Here is a 21,595-nt window from a genome sequence, read left to right as displayed (position 1 = left end):
TTGTACTACTGTGATATCTTCACCAGTAGTTGATATCACTTCCAATCTCATATTTTTTGCTTGATGTTCCTACTACTCCTCTTGTCTCTGCTTTTTTTTTTTTTAATGTTCCGGCGCCCCCCGAGACCTCCCCTGCCCTTACCCCTCTTCCCCTCCACGCCGCTCTTCCGATCTCGCAGCACCGCCGACAACCCGTCATTCAGCGCGACGCACGCGGGATCGGCCGCGAGTTCCGCGACGATCAGCCGCGCGCGCGGCAGGCTCGGCCACCACGCGATCCGCTCGACCGGCAGCGGCGGCAGCGCATGGGCCGCCGCGAGCGCGGGCAGGTGCGCGGCCAGCGCGTCGCACCGTTCGCGCTCGATCGCGCCGATGAATGCGAGCGTCACGTGCAGTTGCGCGGGCAGCGTGCGTCGCGCGCCCCGGGTGACCGGCAACGCGTGCAGCGCGTCGCGCGACGCCGCATCGGGCATCAGCGCGACGAACGCACGGAGCCGGTCGCCGTTCATGACCCGCGTACCGCGCCGCGCGGCGCGCTGGCCGCGTCGGCCGACGCCGCCGGACGCTGCGGCAGCGGCCCGTGTTCGCCCCACACGTCGGCCGGCAGCACGCGCGCGAGTTCGGGGATCGTGTTGCGCGTGAACACCGGATCGGCGATGCCCGCCGCGCGCTGGCGGCGATAGTCGGCCCACGCGGCGTGAGCGTACTTGCCGAGCGCGATGATGGCGATCAGGTTGATGATCGCCATCAGCCCCATGCTCGTATCGGCCATCGCCCAGACGAGCGGCAGTTGCCCGACGCTGCCGAACATCACCATCGCGAGCACCGCGACGCGGAACAGCGGCAGCACGCCGCGCCGCTTCGTGATGAATTCGACGTTGCCTTCCGCATACGCGTAGTTGCCGATCACCGACGAGAACGCGAGAAAGAAGATCGCGACGGCCATGTAGATGCCGCCCCAGTCGCCGACGTGGCTCGAGATCGCGCGCTGCGTGAGCGCCGCGCCTTCCATTCCGGTGCCGAGTTCGTACTGGCCCGACAGCAGGATCACGAACGCGGTCGCGCTGCAGATCACGATCGTGTCGACGAACACGCCGAGCATCTGGATCAGCCCCTGCGTGACCGGGTGCCGCGTGCTCGCGGTCGCGGCCGCGTTCGGCGCGCTGCCCATCCCCGCCTCGTTCGAGAACAGCCCGCGCTTCACGCCGATCGCGATCGCCTGGCTCACCGCATAGCCGGTCAGGCCGCCCGCTGCCTGCTCGAGGCCGAACGCGCTCTTCACGATCAGCACGATCACGTCCGGCACCAGCGCGATGTGCGTCGCGACCGCGTAGACCGCGAGCGCGAGGTAGCCGATCGCCATCAGCGGCACGATCACCTGCGCGACCGTCGCGATGCGGCGGATCCCCCCGAAGATGATCGGTGCGGACAGCAGCACGAGGCCGAGGCCGACCGTCTCTCGGCTCCAGCCGAACGACGTATGAAATGCGTCGGCGATCGCGTTGGCCTGCACCGCGTTGAACACGAAACCGAACGCAAGGATCAGCGACAGCGAGAACAGCACGCCGAAGCCGCGCGAACGCAGGCCCGTCTGGATGTAGTACGCGGGGCCGCCGCGGAAGCTGCCGTCCGGATGCGACACCTTGAAGATCTGCGCGAGCGTCGCCTCGACGAACGCGGACGACATCCCGACGAGCGCGGTCATCCACATCCAGAAGATCGCGCCCGGGCCGCCGACCGTCAGCGCGACCGCGACGCCGGCGATGTTGCCGGTGCCGACGCGGCTCGCGAGCCCCGTCGCGAACGCCTGGAACGACGAGATACTGCCCGGCTCGCCCTTGCTGCCGACCAGTTTCATGCTGAAGAGCAGCGCCTTCAGCTGGATCATCCGGAACCGCAGCGTGAACCACGCGCCGGCGCCGAGCAGCAGCGCGATCAGCACGTAATTCCACAACACGCCGTTGACGGCGTCGATCAGCGCTTGCAGGAGTGCTTCCATCCGGTTTCCTTGTAAATAGGGTCAGTCAGGTGCGTCGGCCGCGAACGCGGCCCGAGGGGCGACATGATATGACAGTTTTCAAGGAATATTACAAAACGAAAGGATTTGAGATATCGGGAAATCGCGCCTGGATGTCATCAGGTTAGGCGATGCTTCGCGAAAATGACGCGTACCGGCGGGCACGGCAACCCGATCGGACGGCGTCGCCGCGCACGCGAAACCGGCGCGCCCCGGCAGGCGCCAGCCATAAAAAAAACCGGGCGCCCTTTCGGACGCCCGGCTTCCGTCGAAACCCGCGCGATCCAGCTCAGCGCGGCAGTTCCGAATGTCCCATCAGGTACGCATCGACCGAGCGTGCGCACTGGCGGCCTTCGCGGATCGCCCACACCACGAGCGACTGGCCGCGGCGCATGTCGCCCGCCGCGAACACCTTGTCGACCGACGTGTAGTACGAGCGATCGCCTTCGGTCGCCGCACGCGCATTGCCGCGCGCATCCTTCGCGACGCCGAACGCGTCGAGCACCGGCGCCGCCGGCTGCGTGAAGCCCATCGCGAGCAGCACGAGGTCGGCCTTCATCTCGAATTCGGAGCCCGGCACTTCCTGCATCTTGCCGTCCTTCCACTCGACGCGCACCGCGATCAGCTTCTCGACCTTGCCGTTCTTGCCTTCGAGACGCTTCGTCGCGACCGCCCAATCGCGCTCGCAACCTTCCTCGTGCGATGACGACGTACGCAGCTTGATCGGCCAGTACGGCCACACGAGCGGCTTGTTTTCCTCTTCCGGCGGCTGCGGCAGCAGCTCGAACTGCGTGACCTGCTTCGCGCCGTGACGGTTCGACGTGCCGACGCAGTCCGAACCCGTATCGCCGCCGCCGATCACGATCACGTGCTTGCCCTTCGCGAGCAGCTGGTCGACGAGCTTGTCGCCGGCATTCACGCGGTTCTGCTGCGGCAGGAAGTCCATCGCGAAATGGACGCCCGCGAGCTCGCGGCCCGGCACCGGCAGGTCGCGCGGCGTTTCCGAACCGCCCGCGATCACGACCGCGTCGAATTCTTCCTTCAGCGTGTCCGGCGAAATCGTTTCCTTCGCGAGACTGCCGATCGACTCGGGCAGCGGATCCTTGCCGATGAACACGCTGGTGCGGAACGTCACGCCTTCCGCTTCCATCTGGCGCATGCGGCGGTCGATCAGCCACTTCTCGAGCTTGAAGTCGGGAATCCCGTAACGCAGCAGGCCGCCGACGCGGTCGTTCTTCTCGAACACCGTCACGTCGTGGCCCGCGCGCGCGAGCTGCTGCGCGGCGGCGAGGCCCGCGGGGCCCGAACCGACGACCGCGACCTTCTTGCCGGTCTTGTGCTCGGCCGGCTGCGGCTTCACCCAGCCTTCCGCCCAGGCTTTGTCGATGATCGCGTGCTCGATCGACTTGATGCCGACCGGGTCGTTGTTGATCCCGAGCGTGCACGCCGCCTCGCACGGCGCCGGGCAGATGCGGCCCGTGAATTCCGGGAAGTTGTTGGTCGAGTGCAGGACTTCGATCGCCTGCTGCCAGTCCTGGCGGTAAACGAGATCGTTGAAGTCCGGAATGATGTTGTTGACCGGGCAGCCGTTGTTGCAGAACGGGATGCCGCAATCCATGCAGCGCGCGCCCTGGACCTTCGCGTCCGCGTCGGTCAGTGCCGCGACGAATTCCTTGTAGTGCTTCACGCGCGTGAGCGGTGCTTCGTACGCCTCGTGGCGGCGTTCGAACTCCAGAAAACCGGTTGCCTTGCCCATAAGGTGCTCTTCTGTTCGGTGTATCGGGTGGGGGAGCCGCGCGCGGCAATCACGCGCGCGCGGCATTCGCTATGTCGTTCGTCGCTCAGGCGGCCAGCACTTCCTTCGCCGCCTTCTTCGCACCGATCTCGCCCAGCGCGCGCTTGTATTCGTGCGGGAACACCTTCACGAACTGGCGGCGCGCCGCGTCCCAGTTTTCCAGCAGCGACTTCGCGCGCGGCGAACCCGTGAACTGGAAATGACGCTCGACGAGCCCCTTGAGCAGCGCTTCGTCCGTCGTGCCCGCGTGCCAGAGCGCGCGATCGACCGTGCGCTCCTGCTCGGCCTGCTGCAGCACCGGCTCGAGCGCGACCATCGACTTGTTGCACTTCGCCGCGAACGTGCCGTCCGGATCGTAGATGTAAGCGAGGCCGCCCGACATGCCGGCCGCGAAGTTGCGCCCCGTCTCGCCGAGCACGACGACCGTGCCGCCCGTCATGTATTCGCAGCCGTGGTCGCCCGTGCCTTCGACGACCGCCGTCGCGCCCGAGTTGCGCACGCAGAAGCGCTCGCCCGCGACGCCGCGGAAGAACGATTCGCCTTCGATCGCGCCGTACATCACCGTGTTGCCGCAGATGATGTTTTCCTCGGACTTGCCGCGGAAGTCGTTGGTCGGACGGATGATGATCCGGCCGCCCGACAGGCCCTTGCCGACGTAGTCGTTGCCGTCGCCGACGAGGTCGAGCGTCACGCCCTTCGCGAGGAACGCGCCGAAGCTCTGGCCGGCCGTGCCCTTCAGCTGGATGTGCACCGCGTCGTCGGCGAGGCCTTCGTGGCCGTGCTTCTTCGCGATCACGCCCGACAGCATCGCGCCGACCGTACGGTTCACGTTGCGCACCGGCTGGATGAACGACACATGCTCGCCGTTCTCGATCGCGGCCTTCGCCTTCTCGATCAGCACGTGGTCGAGCGCGCGCTCGAGGCCGTGATCCTGCACGTCGACGTGACGCGGCGCGACGTCCTCGCACTCTTCCGGCTGGTAGAACACGCGCGAGAAGTCGAGGCCCTTCGCCTTCCAGTGCTCGATGCCCTTGCGCGTATCGAGCAGGTCGGCGCGGCCGATCAGGTCGTCGAACTTCGCGACGCCGAGCTGCGCCATGATCTCGCGCACTTCCTCGGCGACGAAGAAGAAGTAGTTCACGACGTGCTCGGGCTGGCCCTTGAACTTCGCGCGCAGCACCGGATCCTGCGTCGCGACGCCGACCGGGCACGTGTTCAGGTGGCACTTGCGCATCATGATGCAGCCCTCGACGACGAGCGGCGCCGTCGCGAAGCCGAATTCGTCCGCACCGAGCAGCGCGCCGATCACGACGTCGCGACCCGTCTTCATCTGGCCGTCGGCCTGCACGCGGATCCGGCCGCGCAGGCGGTTCAGCACCAGCGTCTGCTGCGTTTCGGCCAGGCCCAGCTCCCACGGCGTGCCGGCGTGCTTGACCGACGACAGCGGCGATGCGCCCGTGCCGCCGTCATGGCCGGCGATCACGACGTGATCGGCCTTCGCCTTCGCCACGCCAGCCGCGACCGTGCCGACGCCCACTTCCGACACGAGCTTCACGGAGATGCTCGCGCTCGGGTTCACGTTCTTCAGGTCGTGGATCAGCTGCGCCAGATCCTCGATCGAGTAGATGTCGTGGTGCGGCGGCGGCGAGATCAGGCCGACGCCCGGCACCGAGTAACGCAGCTTGCCGATGTACTCGGACACCTTGTGGCCCGGCAGCTGGCCGCCTTCGCCCGGCTTCGCGCCCTGCGCCATCTTGATCTGGATCTGGTCGGCCGACGCGAGGTACTCGGCGGTGACGCCGAAGCGGCCCGACGCGACCTGCTTGATCTTCGAGCGCAGCGAATCGCCGTCCTTCAGCGGAATGTCGCTGACGATCTCGTCGCCGATCACCGACTTCAGCGTCTCGCCCGACTTGATCGGAATACCGCGCAGTTCGTTGCGATAGCGCTTCTCGTCCTCGCCGCCTTCGCCGGTGTTCGACTTGCCGCCGATCCGGTTCATCGCGATCGCGAGCGTCGCGTGCGCTTCGGTGCTGATCGAACCGAGCGACATCGCGCCCGTCGCGAAGCGCTTGACGATCTCCTTCGCCGGCTCGACGTCGTCGATCGGGATCGCCTTGGTCGGCTCGACCTTGAACTCGAACAGGCCGCGGAACGTCATGTGACGCTTGGTCTGGTCGTTGATCAGGTGCGCGTATTCCTTGTACGTCTGGTACGAGTTGCTGCGCGTCGCGTGCTGCAGCTTCGCGATCGAATCCGGCGTCCACATGTGGTCTTCGCCGCGCACGCGGTATGCGTACTCGCCGCCCGCGTCGAGCATGTCGCGCAGGACCGGGCTGTCGCCGAACGCGTCGCGGTGCAGGCGGATCGCCTCTTCCGCGACTTCGAACAGGCCGATGCCGCCGACCTTCGACGCCGTGCCCTTGAAGTACTTCTCGACGAGGTCGCTCGACAGGCCGAGCGCTTCGAAGATCTGCGCGCCCGTGTACGACATGTACGTCGAGATGCCCATCTTCGACATCACCTTCTGCAGGCCCTTGCCGACCGCCTTCGTGAAGTTGTAGACGGCCTTCTCCGGCGACAGGTCGCCCGGCAGGCCCTCGGCCATCTTCGCGAGCGTTTCCATCGCGAGGTACGGGTGCACGGCTTCCGCGCCGTAGCCCGCGAGCAGCGCGAAGTGGTGCGTTTCACGCGCGGAGCCCGTCTCGACGACGAGGCCCGTGCTCGTGCGCAGCCCTTGCTGGACGAGGTGCGTGTGGATTGCCGACGTGGCGAGCAGCGCCGGGATCGCGACATGCTCGGCGTCGGTCTTGCGGTCCGACACGATCAGCATGTTGTAGCCCGACTTCACCGCGTCGACGGCTTCCGCGCACAGCGACGCGAGACGCGCCTCGATGCCTTCCTTGCCCCACGCGACCGGGTAGCAGATGTTCAGTTCGTACGCGCTGAACTTGCCGCCCGTGTACTGGTCGATCGCGCGGATCTTCGCGATGTCCTTGAAGTCGAGCACCGGCTGCGACACTTCGAGACGCATCGGCGGGTTGATGTTGTTCGTGTCGAGCAGGTTCGGCTTCGGGCCGATGAACGACACGAGCGACATGACCATGTTTTCACGGATCGGGTCGATCGGCGGGTTCGTGACCTGCGCGAACAGCTGCTTGAAGTAGTGATAGAGCGTCTTGTTCTTGTTCGACATCACCGCGAGCGGCGAGTCGTTGCCCATCGAACCGACGGCTTCCTCGCCCTGCTGCGCCATCGGCGCCATCAGGAACTTCAGGTCTTCCTGCGTATAGCCGAACGCCTGCTGGCGGTCGAGCAGCGCGGCGCCCTGCGTACGGCCGGCCGCGACTTCCTCGGCCTTCGGCTCGATCTCGTCGAGCTTGATGCGCACGGCGTCGATCCAGCTCTTGTACGGCTTCGCGTTCGCGAGGTTGTCCTTCAGCTCCTTGTCGTCGATGATGCGGCCGTGCTCCATGTCGATCAGGAACATCTTGCCCGGCTGCAGGCGCCACTTCTTGACGATCTTCGATTCGGGGATCGGCAGCGTGCCGGCTTCCGACGCCATGATCACGAGATCGTCGTCGGTCACGATGTAGCGCGCCGGACGCAGGCCGTTACGGTCAAGCGTCGCGCCGATCTGGCGGCCGTCGGTGAACGCGATCGCGGCCGGGCCGTCCCACGGCTCCATCATCGCGGCGTGGTATTCGTAGAACGCGCGGCGGTTCTCGTCCATCAGCGTGTGCTGCTCCCACGCTTCCGGAATCATCATCATCACCGCGTGCACGAGCGGGTAACCGGCCATCACCAGCAGTTCGAGACAGTTGTCGAACGATGCGGTATCGGACTGGCCCGGGTAGATCAACGGCCACAGCTTCGGCAGGTCGTCGGCGAGCACGTGCGACGCGATCGCGCCAGTACGCGCGTTCAGCCAGTTCACGTTGCCCTTCACGGTGTTGATCTCGCCGTTGTGCGCGATCATCCGGTACGGGTGAGCGAGTTCCCATGCCGGGAACGTGTTGGTCGAGAAGCGCTGGTGCACGAGCGCGAGCGCCGACACGACGCGCGCGTCCTGCAGGTCGCGGTAGTACACGCCGACCTGGCCGGCCAGCAGCAGGCCCTTGTAGACGATCGTGCGCGCCGACATCGACGGCACGAAGTATTCCTTGCCGTGCTTGAGCTTCAGCGCCTGGATGCGGTGGCTCGCGGTCTTGCGGATCACGTACAGCTTCCGCTCGAGCGCGTCCGTCACCATGATGTCCTTGCCGCGGCCGATGAAGATCTGGCGGATCAGCGGCTCGCTCGCCTTCACGGTCGGCGAAATCGGCATCGCATGGTCGACCGGCACGTCGCGCCAGCCGAGCACGACCTGGCCTTCCGCCTTCACCGTCCGCTCGAGCTCCTGCTCGCACGCGAGACGCGACGCGTTCTCCTTCGGCAGGAAGATCATCCCGACCCCATATTCTCCGGCCGGCGGCAGGTCCACGCCCTGCTTGGCCATCTCCTCGCGATAGAACGCGTCCGGAATCTGGATCAGGATGCCCGCGCCGTCGCCCATCAGCGGATCGGCACCGACCGCGCCGCGGTGGTCGAGGTTCTCGAGGATCTTCAGGCCCTGCTGGATGATCTCGTGGCTCTTCTTGCCCTTGATGTGAGCGACGAAGCCGACGCCGCAGGCGTCGTGTTCGTTTTGCGGGTCGTACAGACCTTGTGCGGCGGGCACCGCGGCGAGCGGCTGCTGGTGGTCGTTCATGGGGACACCGTCGTAAAGGGGGCCTGGAGGCCGTTGAACCGTTTTCTTGTTGCCGCCGATCCCGCTCCCGACGGGAGACGGCGCGGCCGACAGTGGTTGGGCAGGCTTCGCCCGGGCCACCGGAATTCGGAATATACGCGACGAATCAAGGAAATAGCAACAAAAACCGCTTGATCGAACCCCAATTAATTAGACGCATCGATCTGGTGCTGTTTTATTGGGGCTGTATCATTCTGGTGCAAAAAGAAGCGGCGCCCGCAGCGCCGCTTCCGGCCCGCCTTTCCGGCATTACTGCTGGATCGGCGGCGTGTTCTCACGCACCTTTCTGGGGCGTCCACGCGGCAACGGCGACACGCGCCGGTTCGCGGTACGCGCCGCCCACTCGCGGTAATGCTCGCCGCCGAGCACCCAGCCCTTGAGCGTCGCCTGCTGCAACTGGTCGGCCTGCCGCTCGTCGAGCGGCTGCTCGCACAGCTCCTTGTACGCGCGCTGACGGTCGAACGGCGTATTGCCGAGCGCCCAGTACAGCGGATGGTCGGTGATCAGGCTGTCGACGGTGAGCCCGACGTGATGCCGGTAGCTCGACCAGCGATAGGCCTCGGGCGTCGCGACGAGTTGCGACCGCACCGGGCTCATCTCGACCACGCGGCTCGCGAGCAGGAAATAGCGCTCGCCTTCGATCACGGTCGCGCGGTAGCGGCCTTCCCACAGCGTGCCGCGCCGCGAGTAGCGCCGGTTGAAATGCGCGACGTAGCGGCGGCCGACGGCCTGCATCGCTTTCGGCAGGCTCGCCTCGTCGCTCGGCGTCACGAGGAGTTGCACCTGGCGCGGCAGCAGCACGTAGGCGTGCACCGACAGGTGATGATCGCGCGCGGCGGCCTTCAGGCAATCGATGAAGAGTTCGTAGTCCTGGTCGTCGACGAACGCGGGTTGCTGATCCAGGCCGCGCAGTATCACGTGCTGCGGCTGGTCGGGAACGTAGAGTCGTGCTAACCGTGCCATGCTGAATGTCCGTTTGAACGCGTTAGGAAATACCCGAAGGTCCGAAAGTGCGCACCTGCGTAGAATGCCTGTCCCTGCGGCGCGCGTAAGCGTACGGTCGTACTAATCCTAGGGTGAAAACTCTAACTTACGAGCTTGTTTGGTTTTAAACGCAGTCGTCATAATGAGCACGCCTTACATCGGAGGAGACACAATGAAACGAAAACTGGCCATTACGGGGGCCGCAGCGCTCGCATTCACGTTTGCGGGCGGTACGGCACAAGCACAATCCGCAGGTGATTTCTACGTCAGCACCGGCTGGCTGCACCTGTCGCCGCAGGACAGCAGCGATCCGCTGTTCCTGTATCGCGTCGGCGGCACGCCCATCAACCAATCGATTCCCAACACGGGCGCCGGCATCAACGACGCCGATACGCTTGGGCTCGCAGCGGGCTACTTCGTCACCGACCACATCTCCACCGAGCTCGTCATGGGGATACCGCCGAAGTTCGACATCACCGGCAAGGGTCAGTTCGATAAGTTCGGCGTACTCGGCCGTGCGTACCAGTGGAGCCCCGCCGTGTTGCTTCGCTACCACTTCAACGACGCCAACGCGAAGTTCCGTCCGTATGTCGGCGTCGGCGCGACGTATGTCTGGTTCACCGGCGCAAAGATCACGAACAGCAGCTTCGAGAACGGCGTGCTCGGCGGCCCGACCAGCGCGACGACCAGCAACCAGTGGGCGCCCGTATTCAACGCCGGCTTCACGTACAACTTCACGAAACACTGGTTCGGGGGCCTGTCGATCTCGTACATCCCGGTCAGCGTGACCGCGACCTTCACGACGGCCCGCCGGACGCCGGTCGGCACCCTGACCGAAACGTCGAAAGCGAAGATCTCGCTCAACCCGATCGTCACGTACCTGAACGTCGGCTACCGCTTCTAAGCGTAGTCGAATATTTGGGGAATGGTTAATCCTGCTGCAATTTGTAGCGGATTTTTCCTGACGTAACGTCTCCACGATGCACAACGCCCCGGCGGAAATCCCGCCGGGGCGTTGTTTTTTCGCGTCAGGCACGTTCCCGCTCGAGCCGCGCCGTGGCGCTGCCGTGATCGTCAGACGACGGCGATGTCGTCCAGCGCATCGGGGGCGATCAGGTCGATCCGGTCCGTGCAGACCGCGTCGACGCCCCAGCGCGCGAGTTCGCGCGCCCGTTCGAGATCGTTCACCGTGTAAACCAGGATGCGCAGACCGGCCGCCTTGATCGCGCGCACGAGCGGTTCGTCGAGCCGTTTGTGGTCTGCGTGCAACGATACGCAGCCGAGCGCGCCGACGACCTGCGCGTGCCAGTCGTCCGGCACGGCTTCGTAGAGCATCCCGCGCGGCAGCGCCGGCTCGGTCGCGCGTGCCTGCTGCAGCGCATCGAACGAGAACGACGACAGCAGCGGCGGCACCGCGGCGGCGCGCCAGTACGCAGCCGCGTCGGCCGCCACGCGTTGCCCGGTCTCGCGCTCGCGCCCCGGGCACGGCTTGATCTCGACATTCGCGGCGAGCCCGTGCGCGATGCAGCGCGCCGCCGCCGCCTCGAGCGTCGGCATCCGTTCGCCCGCGAAGCGCGCGTCCCGCCACGCGCCCGCGTCGAGCGCGGCGAGCGCCGCATAACCCATGCCCGCCGCCGGCCCGTGGCCGTTCGACGTCCGGTCGACCGTGTCGTCGTGCAGCAGGAACGTCACGTCGTCGGCCGACAGCTTCGCGTCGAACTCGACCATCCGGTGCCCGCGACGCGCCCCCTCGTCGAGCGCGGCAAGCGTGTTCTCCGGCGCGAGCGTGCCGCCGCCGCGATGGGCGACGACGCGCGGATAGGGCCAGTCGGTGCGGAGGGTCATCGTCGGTCTCTCGGCAAGTGCAGCAGGTTCAACCGGCACGCTTGCCGGTTTCGGGATCGAAGAAATGCAGCCGGTGCGCGGGCAGCGCGGCCGCGAGCGCCGTGCCGCGTGCGGGACGGTCCGCATGCGGCAGGCGCACCGCGATGTCGTGGTTGCCCCAGCGGCCGTGCGCGAGGTTGTCCGCGCCCAGCAGCTCGCACGAGTCGACCGGCAGCGTCGCCTGCGCGACGCCCGGCTGCGGCGTCATGTGCTCGGGACGCACGCCGAGCACCCAGTCGCGCCCGGTGGCGATCTCCGCGCCGATGCCTGGCGCACCGGCGACCGGCAGCGCGGGGCCGCCGCCCGCGACCGTGAAGGTCGCGCCGTCATCCGACAGCCGGCCGTGCATCAGGTTCATCGCCGGCGAACCGATGAAGCCCGCGACGAACACCGTCGCCGGCTTCTCGTACACGTCGACCGGCGCGCCGATCTGTTCCGCGTAGCCGCGGTTCATCACGATCACGCGCTGCGCGAGCGTCATCGCCTCGATCTGGTCGTGCGTCACGTAGACGCTCGTCGTCGCCAGCCGCGCATGCAGCCGCTGGATCTCGAGCCGCATCTGCACGCGCAGCTTCGCGTCGAGGTTGGACAACGGCTCGTCGAACAGGAACACCGACGGCTCGCGCACGATCGCGCGCCCCATCGCGACACGCTGCCGCTGGCCGCCCGACAGTTCGCGCGGCCGCCGTGCCAGCAGCGGCTCGAGCTCGAGGATCTTCGCGGCCGCGGCCACCCGCGAATCGATCGTCGCGCGCTCGATTCCACGGATCTTCAGCCCGTAGCCCATGTTCTGCGCGACCGTCATGTGCGGATACAGCGCATAGTTCTGGAACACCATCGCGATGTCGCGATCCTTCGGCTCCAGCGTGTTGACGACGCGCTCGCCGATCGCGATCTCGCCGTCCGTCACGGACTCGAGCCCCGCGATCATCCGCAGCAACGTCGACTTGCCGCAGCCCGACGGGCCGACCAGCACGATGAATTCGCCGTCCGCGATCTCCACGTCGATGCCGTGCAGCACATGCTGCTTGCCGTCGTAGGATTTCCTGACGCCCTTCAAGCTCAGCGCAGCCATACCTGGTCCTTCTCCCGGTTACCGTCCATGGTTCATTTCTCGGAATCGACGAGGCCGCGCACGAACCAGCGCTGCATCGCCAGCACGACGACGAGCGGCGGGATCATCGCCAGCAGCGTCGCCGCCATCACGTATTGCCATTCGGTCGCGGCGTCGCCGCTCGCGATCATCGTCTTGATGCCCACCACCGCCGTCGACAGCGACGCTTCCGTCGTGATCAGGATCGGCCACAGATACTGGTTCCAGCCGTAGATGAACGTGATCACGAACAGCGCCGCGATGCTCGTCTTCGACAGCGGCAGCACCACGTCCCAGAAGAAGCGCAGCGCCCCGGCGCCGTCGATGCGCGCGGCGTCCATCAGCTCGTCGGGCAGCGTCATGAAGAACTGGCGGAACAGGAACGTCGCGGTCGCCGATGCGATCAGCGGCATCGTGAGCCCGGCGTACGTGTTCGTCAGGTGCAGCGTCGACACGACCTGCACGGTCGGGAAGATCCGCACTTCCACCGGCAGCATCAGCGTGACGAAAATCAGCCAGAACGCCGTGTTGCGGAACGGGAAGCGGAAATAGACGATCGCGTACGCGGACAGGATCGACACCGCGATCTTGCCGACCGCGATGCCGAGCGCCATCGCGAAGCTGTTCACGAGCAGGCGGCCGAACGGCGCCGTCGTGCCGCCGCTGCCGTGCCCCCAGATGTACGCGATGTTCTCGAACAGGTGCGTGCTCGGCACGAGCGACAGCGGCACCGTGAACACTTCCTGCGCGTTCATCGTCGCCGCGCAGAACGCGACGTAGACGGGGAACACGATCAGCACGACGCCCGCGATCAGCACCGCGTGGCAGAACAGGTCGAAGCCCTTGCGATTTTCGATCATGCGTATTGCACCCTGCGTTCGACGAAGCGGAACTGGATCACCGTGAGCCCGACGACGATGATCATCAACACGACCGACTGCGCGCCCGAGCTGCCGATGTCGAGCCCCTGGAAGCCCTCCGTGAAGATCTTGTAGATCAGCGTCTTCGTGCTTTGCGCCGGGCCGCCGCCGGTGGCCGCGTCGATCACCGGGAACGTGTCGAAGAACGCGTAGACGAGGTTCACGACCAGCAGGAAGAAACTCGTCGGCGACAGCAGCGGCAGCACGATGTTGAAGAAGCGCCGCACCGGCCCGGCCCCGTCGATCGCCGCCGCCTCGATCAGCGAGCGCGGGATCGCCTGCAGGCCCGCGTAGAAGAACAGGAAGTTGTAGCTCACCTGCTTCCATACCGATGCCAGCACGACCAGGAACATCGCCTGGCCGCCGTTCAGCGCGTGATTCCACACGATGCCGCTCTTCGCGAGCGCGTAGGTGATCAGGCCGATGCTCGGGTTGAACAGGAACGCCCACAGCACGGCCGCGATCGTCGGCGCGACCGCGTACGGCCAGATCAGCAGCGTGCGGTACGCGCGCGCGCCGCGGATCACGCGATCGGCGCAGGCGGCGAGCAGCAGCGACACGACGAGCCCGCTCACCGTGACGAGCGAGCTGAACACGAGCGTCGTGCGGAACGAATCGAGATACAGCGGATCGGCGAACAGGTGCGCGAAGTTCGCGAAGCCGACGAATTCGCTCGACGTGCCGAACGCGTCCTGCGTCTGCGTCGACTGCCACAGCGCGACGCCCGCCGGCCACAGGAAGAACACGGCGGTGATCGCGAGCTGCGGCGCGATCAGCAGGTACGGCAACAGGCTCGTACCGAAACGGGAACGGGATTGCATCGCGGATATCCGGTCAGGCGAAACGGAAAGGAAACCGCGCCGCCGGACGGCACGCGCTCACGCGCGAAGCTGCCGGCGGCACGACGCGATGCGTGCTCAGCCGCCCGACTTCTCGAAGCGGCGCAGCAGCTCGTCGCCACGCGAGGCGGCCGAATCGAGCGCGTCCTTCGGCGACTTCTTCTGCGCCCAGACCTGTTCGAACTCCTCGTCGACCACCGTGCGGATCTGCGGCATGTTGCCCAGGCGCAGCCCCTTCGTGTACGGCAGCGGCGGCTTGTTCAGCATCTGCTTGATCGCGGTTTCGGCGCTCGGGTTCTTCGCGTAGAAGCCCTGTTCGCGCGTCAGGTCGTAGGCCGCCTTGGTGACGGGCAGGTAGCCCGTGTCCTGGTGCCACTTCGCGGCGACCGCCGGCGAAGCGAGGTACGCGAGGAATTTCGCGACGCCCTTGTAGGTCGCCGGATCCTTGCCGGCCAGCACCCACAGGCTCGCGCCGCCGATGATCGCGTTCTGCGGTGCACCCTTCACGTTCGCGTCGTACGGCATCATGCCGGTGCCGTAGCTGAACTTCGCGAACTTCTGCACGTTCGCGAGCGCGCCCGACGACGTCGTCATGATCCCGCAATCGCCGCTGTAGAACTTCGCCGACGCTTCATCCTTGCGGCCCGCGTAGGTGAACGTGCCGTCCTTCGCCATCTGCTGCAGGAACGCGACGTGCGCGATCTGCTGCGGCTTGTTGAATTCGAGCACCGCGTCGGTACCGTCGAAGCCGTTGTTGCGGCTCGCGAACGGCAGCCCGTGCCACGCGCTGTAGTTCTCGAGCTGGATCCAGCCCTGCCAGCCGGTCGTGAAGCCGCACGCCATCCCCGACTTGCGCAGCTTCTCGGCATCGGCCTGCACGTCGGCCCACGTCTTCGGCGGCTGGTTCGGATCGAGGCCGGCCTTCTTGAACGCGTCCTTGTTGTAGTAAAGCACCGGCGTCGAGCTGTTGAACGGCATCGATACGAGATGGCCCGTCTTCGCGTCGCTGTAATAGCTCGCGATGGTCGGCACGAACGCCTTTTCGTCGAGCGGCACGCCGGCCTGCTTGAACACGTCGTAGACCGGCACGACGGCCTTCTTCGCCTGCATCATCGTGGCCGTGCCGACTTCGTAGACCTGGAGGATCGCCGGCGCATTGCCGCTGCGATACGCGGCGATGCCGGCCGCGAGCGCCTGGTCGTAGGTGCCCTTGAAGACCGGCACGATCTTGTAGTCGCTTTGCGACGCATTGAACTGGTCGGCGATCGCATTGACCCGCTCGCCGAGCGCGGCCTCCATCGCATGCCAGAACTGAATTTCCGTCGCGGCGAGCGCCACGTGCTGCACCCCGAACATCAGCGCGCCGCCGAGCGCGATCGAACGAACCAGTGTCCCCGCAGGCTTCTTCTTCATCGACCTCTCTCCTATGAAAACGTTACCAACAGCGTGTGCAACATTCCCGTCGCCATTGAACCGGCGAAGTCTAGTGATCGTTTGTGACAGTCAGTTGTCGTTGATGACGAACAGGCGCTGATATTCCTTCAGCGCGAAGCGGTCGGTCATGCCGGCGATGTAGTGCGCGACGAGGCGGGGCTGATGTGCCGCGTCGTCGGACTGGTACGGCGGCGGCAGCAGGCGCGGATCGTCGATGAATGCGTCGAACAGCCCCGTGACGACGCGCTGCGCCTTGCTCGCCATGCGCATCACCTTGTAGTGGCGGTACAGGTTCTTGAAGAGGAAGCGCTTGAGCGCGGCTGCCTGAGCGGCGACCGTCGCGCTGTGCGACACGAGCGGCGGCGCGGCGCGCACGTCGTCGAGCGACGCGGGCGCGACGCGCACGAGGTTGCGCGTCGTTTCGTCGATCAGGTCAACGATCAGCGTGTTGATGATGCGGCGCACCGTCTCGTGCACGAGCCGGCGGCCTTCGAGGTGCGGGAATTCGGCGAGCGCCGCCTCGTAGTGACGCTGCCACAGCTCGACTTCCGCAAGCTGCTCGATCGTGATCAGGCCGGAACGCAGGCCGTCGTCGACGTCGTGGTTGTTGTATGCGATTTCGTCGGCGATGTTCGCGAGCTGCGCTTCGAGCGACGGCTGGCGGCCGTGCAGGAAACGTTCGCCGAGCGCGCCGAGCTTGCGCGCATGCTCGCGCGAGCAATGCTTCAGGATACCTTCGCGCGTCTCGAAGCACAGGTTCAGCCCGTTGAATGCGCCGTAGTGCTCCTCCAGCTCGTCGACGACCGCGAGGCTCTGCAGGTTGTGCTCGAAGCCGCCGTGGTCGCGCATGCATGCATTCAGCGCGTCCTGGCCGGCATGGCCGAACGGCGTGTGGCCGAGATCGTGCGCGAGCGAGATCGCTTCGACGAGATCCTCGTTAAGGCGCAGGTTGCGGGCAACCGAGCGGGCGATCTGCGCGACTTCGAGGCTGTGCGTGAGGCGGGTGCGGAACAGGTCGCCTTCGTGATTCACGAAGACCTGCGTCTTGTATTCGAGCCGGCGGAACGCGGTCGAATGGACGATGCGGTCGCGATCGCGCTGGAATTCGGTGCGCGCCGCCGGCGGGGTTTCCGGATGGCGGCGGCCGCGCGATTGCGACGCGTGCGCGGCATACGGAGCGAGATGGGCTTCCAGCGCCGCCAGCGTCGGCGGCTCGGCCACCGGCGCAGCGGATGCGCGGCCGGCTTCGGGCAAGGTGCTGCTGGATGTCTCGCTCACGTCTCCTCCATGTCAGGGGCGCCGGGGCATCCGGGCCACCGTTATCGGGTCGTCTGCGCCAGTGTAGCGAACACGGCTTCGTCTGGCGCTTCCGTGATCAGCGTATCGCCGAATCGCTTCAGCAGGATGAACTTGATCGCGCCGGCCTCCGCCTTCTTGTCGACGCGCATCAGGTCCATGTAGCGCGCGTCGCCGAGCGCGGGTCCGCGCGTCGGCAGATGCGCGGCCGCGATCACCGCGTCGAGGCGCTGCCGCGACGCTTCGTCGAGCAGGCCGAGCCGTGCCGACAGGTCGCCGGCCATCACCATCCCGCAGCCGACCGCCTCGCCGTGCAGCCACTCGCCGTAGCCGAGCCCGGCCTCGATCGCATGGCCGAACGTGTGGCCGAAATTCAGGATCGCGCGCAGACCGCCTTCGCGCTCGTCGGCCGCGACCACGCTCGCCTTGATCTCGCACGAACGCTTCACGGCATGCGCGAGCGCAGCCGGCTCGCGACGGTTCAGCGCGTCGACGTTCGCCTCGATCCAGTCGAAGAACGCCGCGTCGGCGATCGCGCCGGTCTTGATGATCTCGGCGACGCCGGCCGCCAGTTCGCGATCGGGCAGCGTCGTCAGCGCGCCGATGTCCGCGATCACGGCCTGCGGCTGGTAGAACGCGCCGACCATGTTCTTGCCGAGCGGGTGGTTGATGCCCGTCTTGCCGCCGACCGACGAATCGACCTGCGACAGCAATGTGGTCGGCACCTGGATGAACGGCACGCCGCGCATGTAGCACGCGGCGGCAAAGCCCGTCATGTCGCCGATCACGCCGCCGCCGAGCGCGACGAGCGTCGTCTTGCGATCGGCGCGATCCGTCAGCAGGCCGTCGAAGATCAGGTTCAGCGTTTCCCAGTTCTTGTACGCCTCGCCGTCCGGCAGCACGACCGTCGATACGCGCTTGCCGAGCGGCGCGAGCGCCGCGCGCAGCGCGTCGCCGTAGAGCGGATCGACCGTCGTGTTCGTGACGATCGTGACGGACGAACCCTTGATGTGAGGCGCGAACAGCTCGGTGCGGCCGATCAGGCCGGCACCAATGTGAATCGGATAGGCACGGTCGCCCAGATCGACGTTGACAGTAATCATGCTTGTAGCGGCTTGGCGATGACGCCGGCCAGTTCGAGTTGCATCAGCACCATGTTGACGAGACCGTTGACCGACGGACGGCCGGTCTCGATGACGAAATCCGCGCATTCGCGGTACAGCGGGTCGCGTACTTCGTACAGCGCCTCGAGACGCCCCTTCGGATCGTCGGTCTGCAGCAGCGGGCGGTTCTTGTCCTTGCGCGTGCGCAGCCACAAATCGTGCGGATTGGCGCGCAGGTAGACGACGATGCCGTTGCTTTTGAGGCAGTCGCGATTTTCCGGGCGCAACACCGCGCCGCCGCCCGTCGCGAGCACGATGTTCTCGCGCTGGGTGAGATCGGCGATCACCTGCGTTTCGCGATCGCGAAATCCGGCCTCGCCCTCCAGCTCGAAGATCACCGGAATGCGCGCGCCCGTGCGGGCCTCGATTTCGTGGTCGGAGTCGAAGAACGTCCTGTCGAGACGACGCGCGACCGCACGGCCCACGGTGGTCTTACCCGCTCCCATAAGGCCGACGAAAAATACGTTTGCATGTGGGTCCCGCGCTTGCAACGGCTTCCTCTGCTTCAATCTTGCTGGTGTGTGGCGCAGCTTACTGGCAAAGCGGCTGCCTTGTCGAGCCTGCGCCGACGCCTTCTGGCCCCGTTTTATCGGGATCCGCATCGCCCGCGTCGCGCCCATCGCAACGCGCATCGACGACGGTCGGCGTGATGAACACGACCAGTTCGTTGCGCTGGTCGCGCTGCGCGCGATGCCGGAAAAGCGCGCCCAGAAACGGTATTTTGCCCAAGAGCGGCACGCGCGTCACATCGTTCCGGTTCAGTTGTTCATAGATGCCGCCGATCGCGACCGTCCCGCCATTCTCGACCTCGACACGCGTCCGCACATGCTTCGTATGGATGGCCGGGCCGGCCGCCGTCGGCTCGCCGACGCTGTCCTTCGTCACATCGAGATCCAGCACCACGCGCCCGTCCGGCGTGATCTGCGGCTCGACCTCCAGCTTGAGCGTCGCACGGCGGAACTGCACGCCGCTCACGCCATTGCCCACCTTCGCCTGGTACGGCAGCTCCGAACCCTGCTCGACGATGGCCTTGACGCGGTCGGCCGTCACCACGCGCGGCCGCGAGACGATCTGGCCCCGCCCCTGCGCCTCCAGCGCGCTCAGCTCGACGTCGAGGACACGGCTGAGCGGCGCGGCGAACAACGTGAAGCCGGCGGTCGCCGCGTCGAAGCCGCCGAGCGGCCGCGCGGCGAGGTCGAGCGCGTTGCGCGCGTCGGCCGTGAACGTGGCGCTCTCGCCCCCCGACGGACGCCCCTGCGCCCGCAGCGCGACGCGTGCACCGAGGTTGCGCGAGAAGCCCTGCTCGCCCTCGACGATGCGGGCCTCGATCCGGACCTGCCGCGACGGCCGGTCGATCGCGTCGATCAGGCTCGCGATCTGCGCGAGGCGCGGCGCGAGATCGGTGACGAACAGCAGGTTCGTGCGCGGATCGGCCGCCGCGGCGCCGCGTTTCGACAGCAGGCGCTGGCCGGTCGCGCCGGCCAGCAGCCGCTGCACGTCCTGCGCGCGCGGGTAGTGCAGCGCGAACGTGCGGCTCGCGAGCGGCTCCAGATCGGCGGCCCGCGCATGCATTTCGAAGCGCTCGCGCTCCCGGGCGGCCAGCTCGGCCGCCGGCGTGACCCAGATCACGTTGCCGCGCCGGGACATCGCGAGCCCGTGCGTGTCGAGCAGCGTGTCGAACGCATCGCGCCAGCGCACATTGTTCAGACGTAACGTGACGGTGCCTCGCACCTGCTCGCCAACGACGATATTGAGCCCCGTGAACCGCGCGAATGCGTCGAACGCGGCCGCGAGCCCGGCGCCCTGCAGATTCAGCGAGATTCGTCGCGCGTCGTCTGCATCGTCGGGTTGCCGCGCAGCGGCGTCGCTCATTCGGGCCGGCGGCGCCAACGGAATCGGCGGCCCCTCCAGTTGCGGTGCCGGTGGAGCGGGCTCCGCCTGAAGCACCGCGCGAGCAGCCTGGCCGGACGGCGGCGGGCCGGCTTCCTCGGGAGCAGCGCTGTCCGCGCCGTCCACGCTCCCGTGCGGCAGCGGCAGGCCCGGCGCCGGCGCCTCCACCGACGCGGCGGGCCAGACTGCCGGCAGGGGCGGCAACGACGCGCCCGCACCGGCCGCCGTCAATCCGGCCCAGACGGCGAGTACCCGACAGCCGTGCTTCATCATGGCCGCCCTCCGTCGTCCAGGACGACCCGGTGCGCGCCGTCCGCCGTCGCGAGCATCACCGCCGCGGGCTCGACGCGCACCACGCGCACTGCCCCCAGCGCTTCGCCGGGCGCCACGGCGGTGAACACGCCGTCTCCGTCGTCGAACAACGCGAGACCGGCACGCGCGTCGCGAATCGTGCCGGCGAGGCGGACCGCCCTCCCGTCGGCTTCCCCGCCGAACGGATCGGCGTCGAGCGCAGCGGCCTGAAGCGGCATCGTGCCGCGTGCGGACGATGCCGCCGGCAGCGCCGGATACACGTCGACAGACATGTCCACCCGTGTCGACTGCATGCCTCGCTCGACACGCAGCGCCGACGGCACCGCCAGCACCGGAAAGCGCGCCAGCCCGCCGACCATCGTCGACAGCGCGCGAAAGCCGCCGTCGGCGACGATACGCACGGTGCGCCGGCCATCCCGCGCCGCGCTGTCGGCGGGCTGCGGCTCGATCGATACGCCGTGCAGCCCGCTCGACGCGGCGAGATCGGCCAATTCCAGCATCAGCGCCGCCCATTCCGGCGCGCGGTCGCCATGCGCCGGCGGCAAACGGGTCTCGCGCCTTTGCTCCGCGGCCCCGAGTACGCGCTGCGCGTCGACCACACGCCCCTGCGCGGCGGCGAGCAACGCGCGACTCTGCGCGAGCCCGCTCCAGTCGGCCGCATTCGCCAGATGAATGCCGCCCGCCAGCACGGCCACGAACGTCAGCACGCAGCCGGCGGCATGCAGGGCCCCCGGCGAGACCCGCCGCATGGCGCCTGGCCACGCATCGCCACGCGGCGCAGGCCAATGCGTGATCGCCGTCATGCGCCGTCTCCCGTCGAGGTCCGCGACGGCATCGCGTCGTGCCAGCGCAATTGAACCGAAAACCGGAGCGGCAACCCGGCCAGTGGGACCGGTGCGCTCGACACGGGTTTCAATGCATCCACGTCGATCCGCCAGTCGCGCTGCTCGCGCGCCATCCCGGCAAGCCATCGCGCGGCTGCCCGATAGCTCGTGGCACGCACCTCGAGCACGGCCCCGGCCGGCGTCGTGCGCAGCGTGTCGAGCCGGACGCCGTCGTCGCGCACCCGCGCCAGTGTCGCCAGCAGCCCCGCGGCGCGCTCGTACGGTGCGGCAAGCGCGGCGACCTGTGCATCGCGCCGCGCGATGACTGCCGCCGCATCGGCGGCGAGCTCGGACG

Annotated in this window: 16 protein-coding genes and 1 pseudogene; 1 reads left to right on the top strand and 16 read right to left on the bottom strand. The window is 67.1% G+C overall.

All coding sequences use genetic code 11. The features are described 5' to 3' along the window. Positions 1-47: 47 nt before the first annotated feature. The 5 genes from G3N62_RS26895 to G3N62_RS26875 all read right to left on the bottom strand — a co-directional run bounded on the left by G3N62_RS26895 (position 48) and on the right by G3N62_RS26875 (position 9,564). The gene (locus G3N62_RS26895) at positions 48-509 is read right to left on the bottom strand and encodes a 2'-5' RNA ligase family protein (protein ID WP_241013219.1); all 462 of its coding nucleotides are present in this window, start codon (positions 507-509) and stop codon (positions 48-50) included. Then, on the bottom strand, positions 506-1,999 hold the full coding sequence (locus G3N62_RS26890; RefSeq protein WP_124670922.1) for an alanine/glycine:cation symporter family protein: 1,494 nt from the start codon (positions 1,997-1,999) through the stop codon (positions 506-508). Before G3N62_RS26890 ends, G3N62_RS26895 begins: the two co-directional genes overlap by 4 nt. A gap of 307 nt (positions 2,000-2,306) precedes the next feature. Beyond that, positions 2,307-3,773, bottom strand: coding sequence for a glutamate synthase subunit beta (locus G3N62_RS26885; RefSeq protein ID WP_034189833.1), 1,467 nt, complete (start codon positions 3,771-3,773; stop codon positions 2,307-2,309). Positions 3,774-3,858: 85 nt separating this feature from the next. Then, on the bottom strand, positions 3,859-8,562 hold the full coding sequence (locus G3N62_RS26880) for a glutamate synthase-related protein (RefSeq protein WP_034189834.1): 4,704 nt from the start codon (positions 8,560-8,562) through the stop codon (positions 3,859-3,861). A gap of 288 nt (positions 8,563-8,850) precedes the next feature. Beyond that, the gene (locus tag G3N62_RS26875; RefSeq protein WP_034189835.1) at positions 8,851-9,564 is read right to left on the bottom strand and encodes a transposase; all 714 of its coding nucleotides are present in this window, start codon (positions 9,562-9,564) and stop codon (positions 8,851-8,853) included. Positions 9,565-9,757: 193 nt separating this feature from the next. Between G3N62_RS26875 and G3N62_RS26870 the strand changes: the two genes are divergently transcribed. Beyond that, positions 9,758-10,489 (top strand): OmpW family outer membrane protein, encoded by a 732-nt coding sequence (locus G3N62_RS26870; RefSeq protein ID WP_034189836.1) that lies wholly within the window; start codon positions 9,758-9,760, stop codon positions 10,487-10,489. Between the two features lie 170 nt (positions 10,490-10,659). Here the strand turns inward: G3N62_RS26870 and ugpQ are convergent, their stop codons facing one another. From ugpQ to G3N62_RS26815, 11 genes and pseudogenes are all read right to left on the bottom strand, one after another. Next, on the bottom strand, positions 10,660-11,430 hold the full coding sequence (ugpQ, locus tag G3N62_RS26865) for a glycerophosphodiester phosphodiesterase (protein ID WP_124670923.1): 771 nt from the start codon (positions 11,428-11,430) through the stop codon (positions 10,660-10,662). Between the two features lie 28 nt (positions 11,431-11,458). After that, positions 11,459-12,544, bottom strand: a complete 1,086-nt coding sequence (locus G3N62_RS26860; protein WP_059557071.1) for a sn-glycerol-3-phosphate import ATP-binding protein UgpC — start codon at positions 12,542-12,544, stop codon at positions 11,459-11,461. A 32-nt stretch (positions 12,545-12,576) separates the two neighbouring features. Beyond that, on the bottom strand, positions 12,577-13,422 hold the full coding sequence (gene ugpE, locus G3N62_RS26855) for a sn-glycerol-3-phosphate ABC transporter permease UgpE (protein ID WP_034189839.1): 846 nt from the start codon (positions 13,420-13,422) through the stop codon (positions 12,577-12,579). Next, on the bottom strand, positions 13,419-14,303 hold the full coding sequence (gene ugpA / locus G3N62_RS26850) for a sn-glycerol-3-phosphate ABC transporter permease UgpA (RefSeq protein WP_034189840.1): 885 nt from the start codon (positions 14,301-14,303) through the stop codon (positions 13,419-13,421). Before ugpA ends, ugpE begins: the two co-directional genes overlap by 4 nt. A 96-nt stretch (positions 14,304-14,399) precedes the next feature. After that, entirely contained in the window at positions 14,400-15,734 is a 1,335-nt protein-coding gene (gene ugpB, locus G3N62_RS26845) for a sn-glycerol-3-phosphate ABC transporter substrate-binding protein UgpB (protein WP_034189841.1), read from the bottom strand. Positions 15,735-15,824: 90 nt separating this feature from the next. Next, the gene (locus G3N62_RS26840) at positions 15,825-17,009 is read right to left on the bottom strand and encodes a deoxyguanosinetriphosphate triphosphohydrolase (RefSeq protein WP_226104019.1); all 1,185 of its coding nucleotides are present in this window, start codon (positions 17,007-17,009) and stop codon (positions 15,825-15,827) included. A 65-nt stretch (positions 17,010-17,074) separates the two neighbouring features. Continuing rightward, a complete protein-coding gene (gene aroB, locus G3N62_RS26835; protein WP_034189843.1) occupies positions 17,075-18,154 on the bottom strand; it encodes a 3-dehydroquinate synthase in 1,080 nt (359 codons plus the stop codon). Continuing rightward, positions 18,151-18,705 carry a shikimate kinase AroK gene (aroK, locus tag G3N62_RS26830; protein ID WP_034189844.1) on the bottom strand — a complete coding sequence of 185 codons (555 nt, stop codon included), beginning with the start codon at positions 18,703-18,705 and terminating at the stop codon, positions 18,151-18,153. Before aroK ends, aroB begins: the two co-directional genes overlap by 4 nt. Before the next feature lie 40 nt (positions 18,706-18,745). Then, positions 18,746-20,377 (bottom strand): type IV pilus secretin PilQ, encoded by a 1,632-nt coding sequence (gene pilQ / locus G3N62_RS26825; protein ID WP_124670924.1) that lies wholly within the window; start codon positions 20,375-20,377, stop codon positions 18,746-18,748. Next, complete coding sequence (locus tag G3N62_RS26820) at positions 20,374-21,219, bottom strand: pilus assembly protein (protein WP_124670925.1); 846 nt, start codon at positions 21,217-21,219, stop codon at positions 20,374-20,376. Before G3N62_RS26820 ends, pilQ begins: the two co-directional genes overlap by 4 nt. Further along, positions 21,216-21,595: pseudogene (locus G3N62_RS26815) on the bottom strand (fimbrial protein); the annotation flags it as partial. The gene G3N62_RS26820 and the pseudogene G3N62_RS26815, both read right to left, overlap by 4 nt.

Origin of the sequence: Burkholderia sp. Tr-20355 (assembly GCF_017104685.1) — a bacterium.
GTDB classification, from domain to species: domain Bacteria; phylum Pseudomonadota; class Gammaproteobacteria; order Burkholderiales; family Burkholderiaceae; genus Burkholderia; species Burkholderia seminalis.
This window is presented reverse-complemented; position numbering and strand designations above follow the sequence as displayed.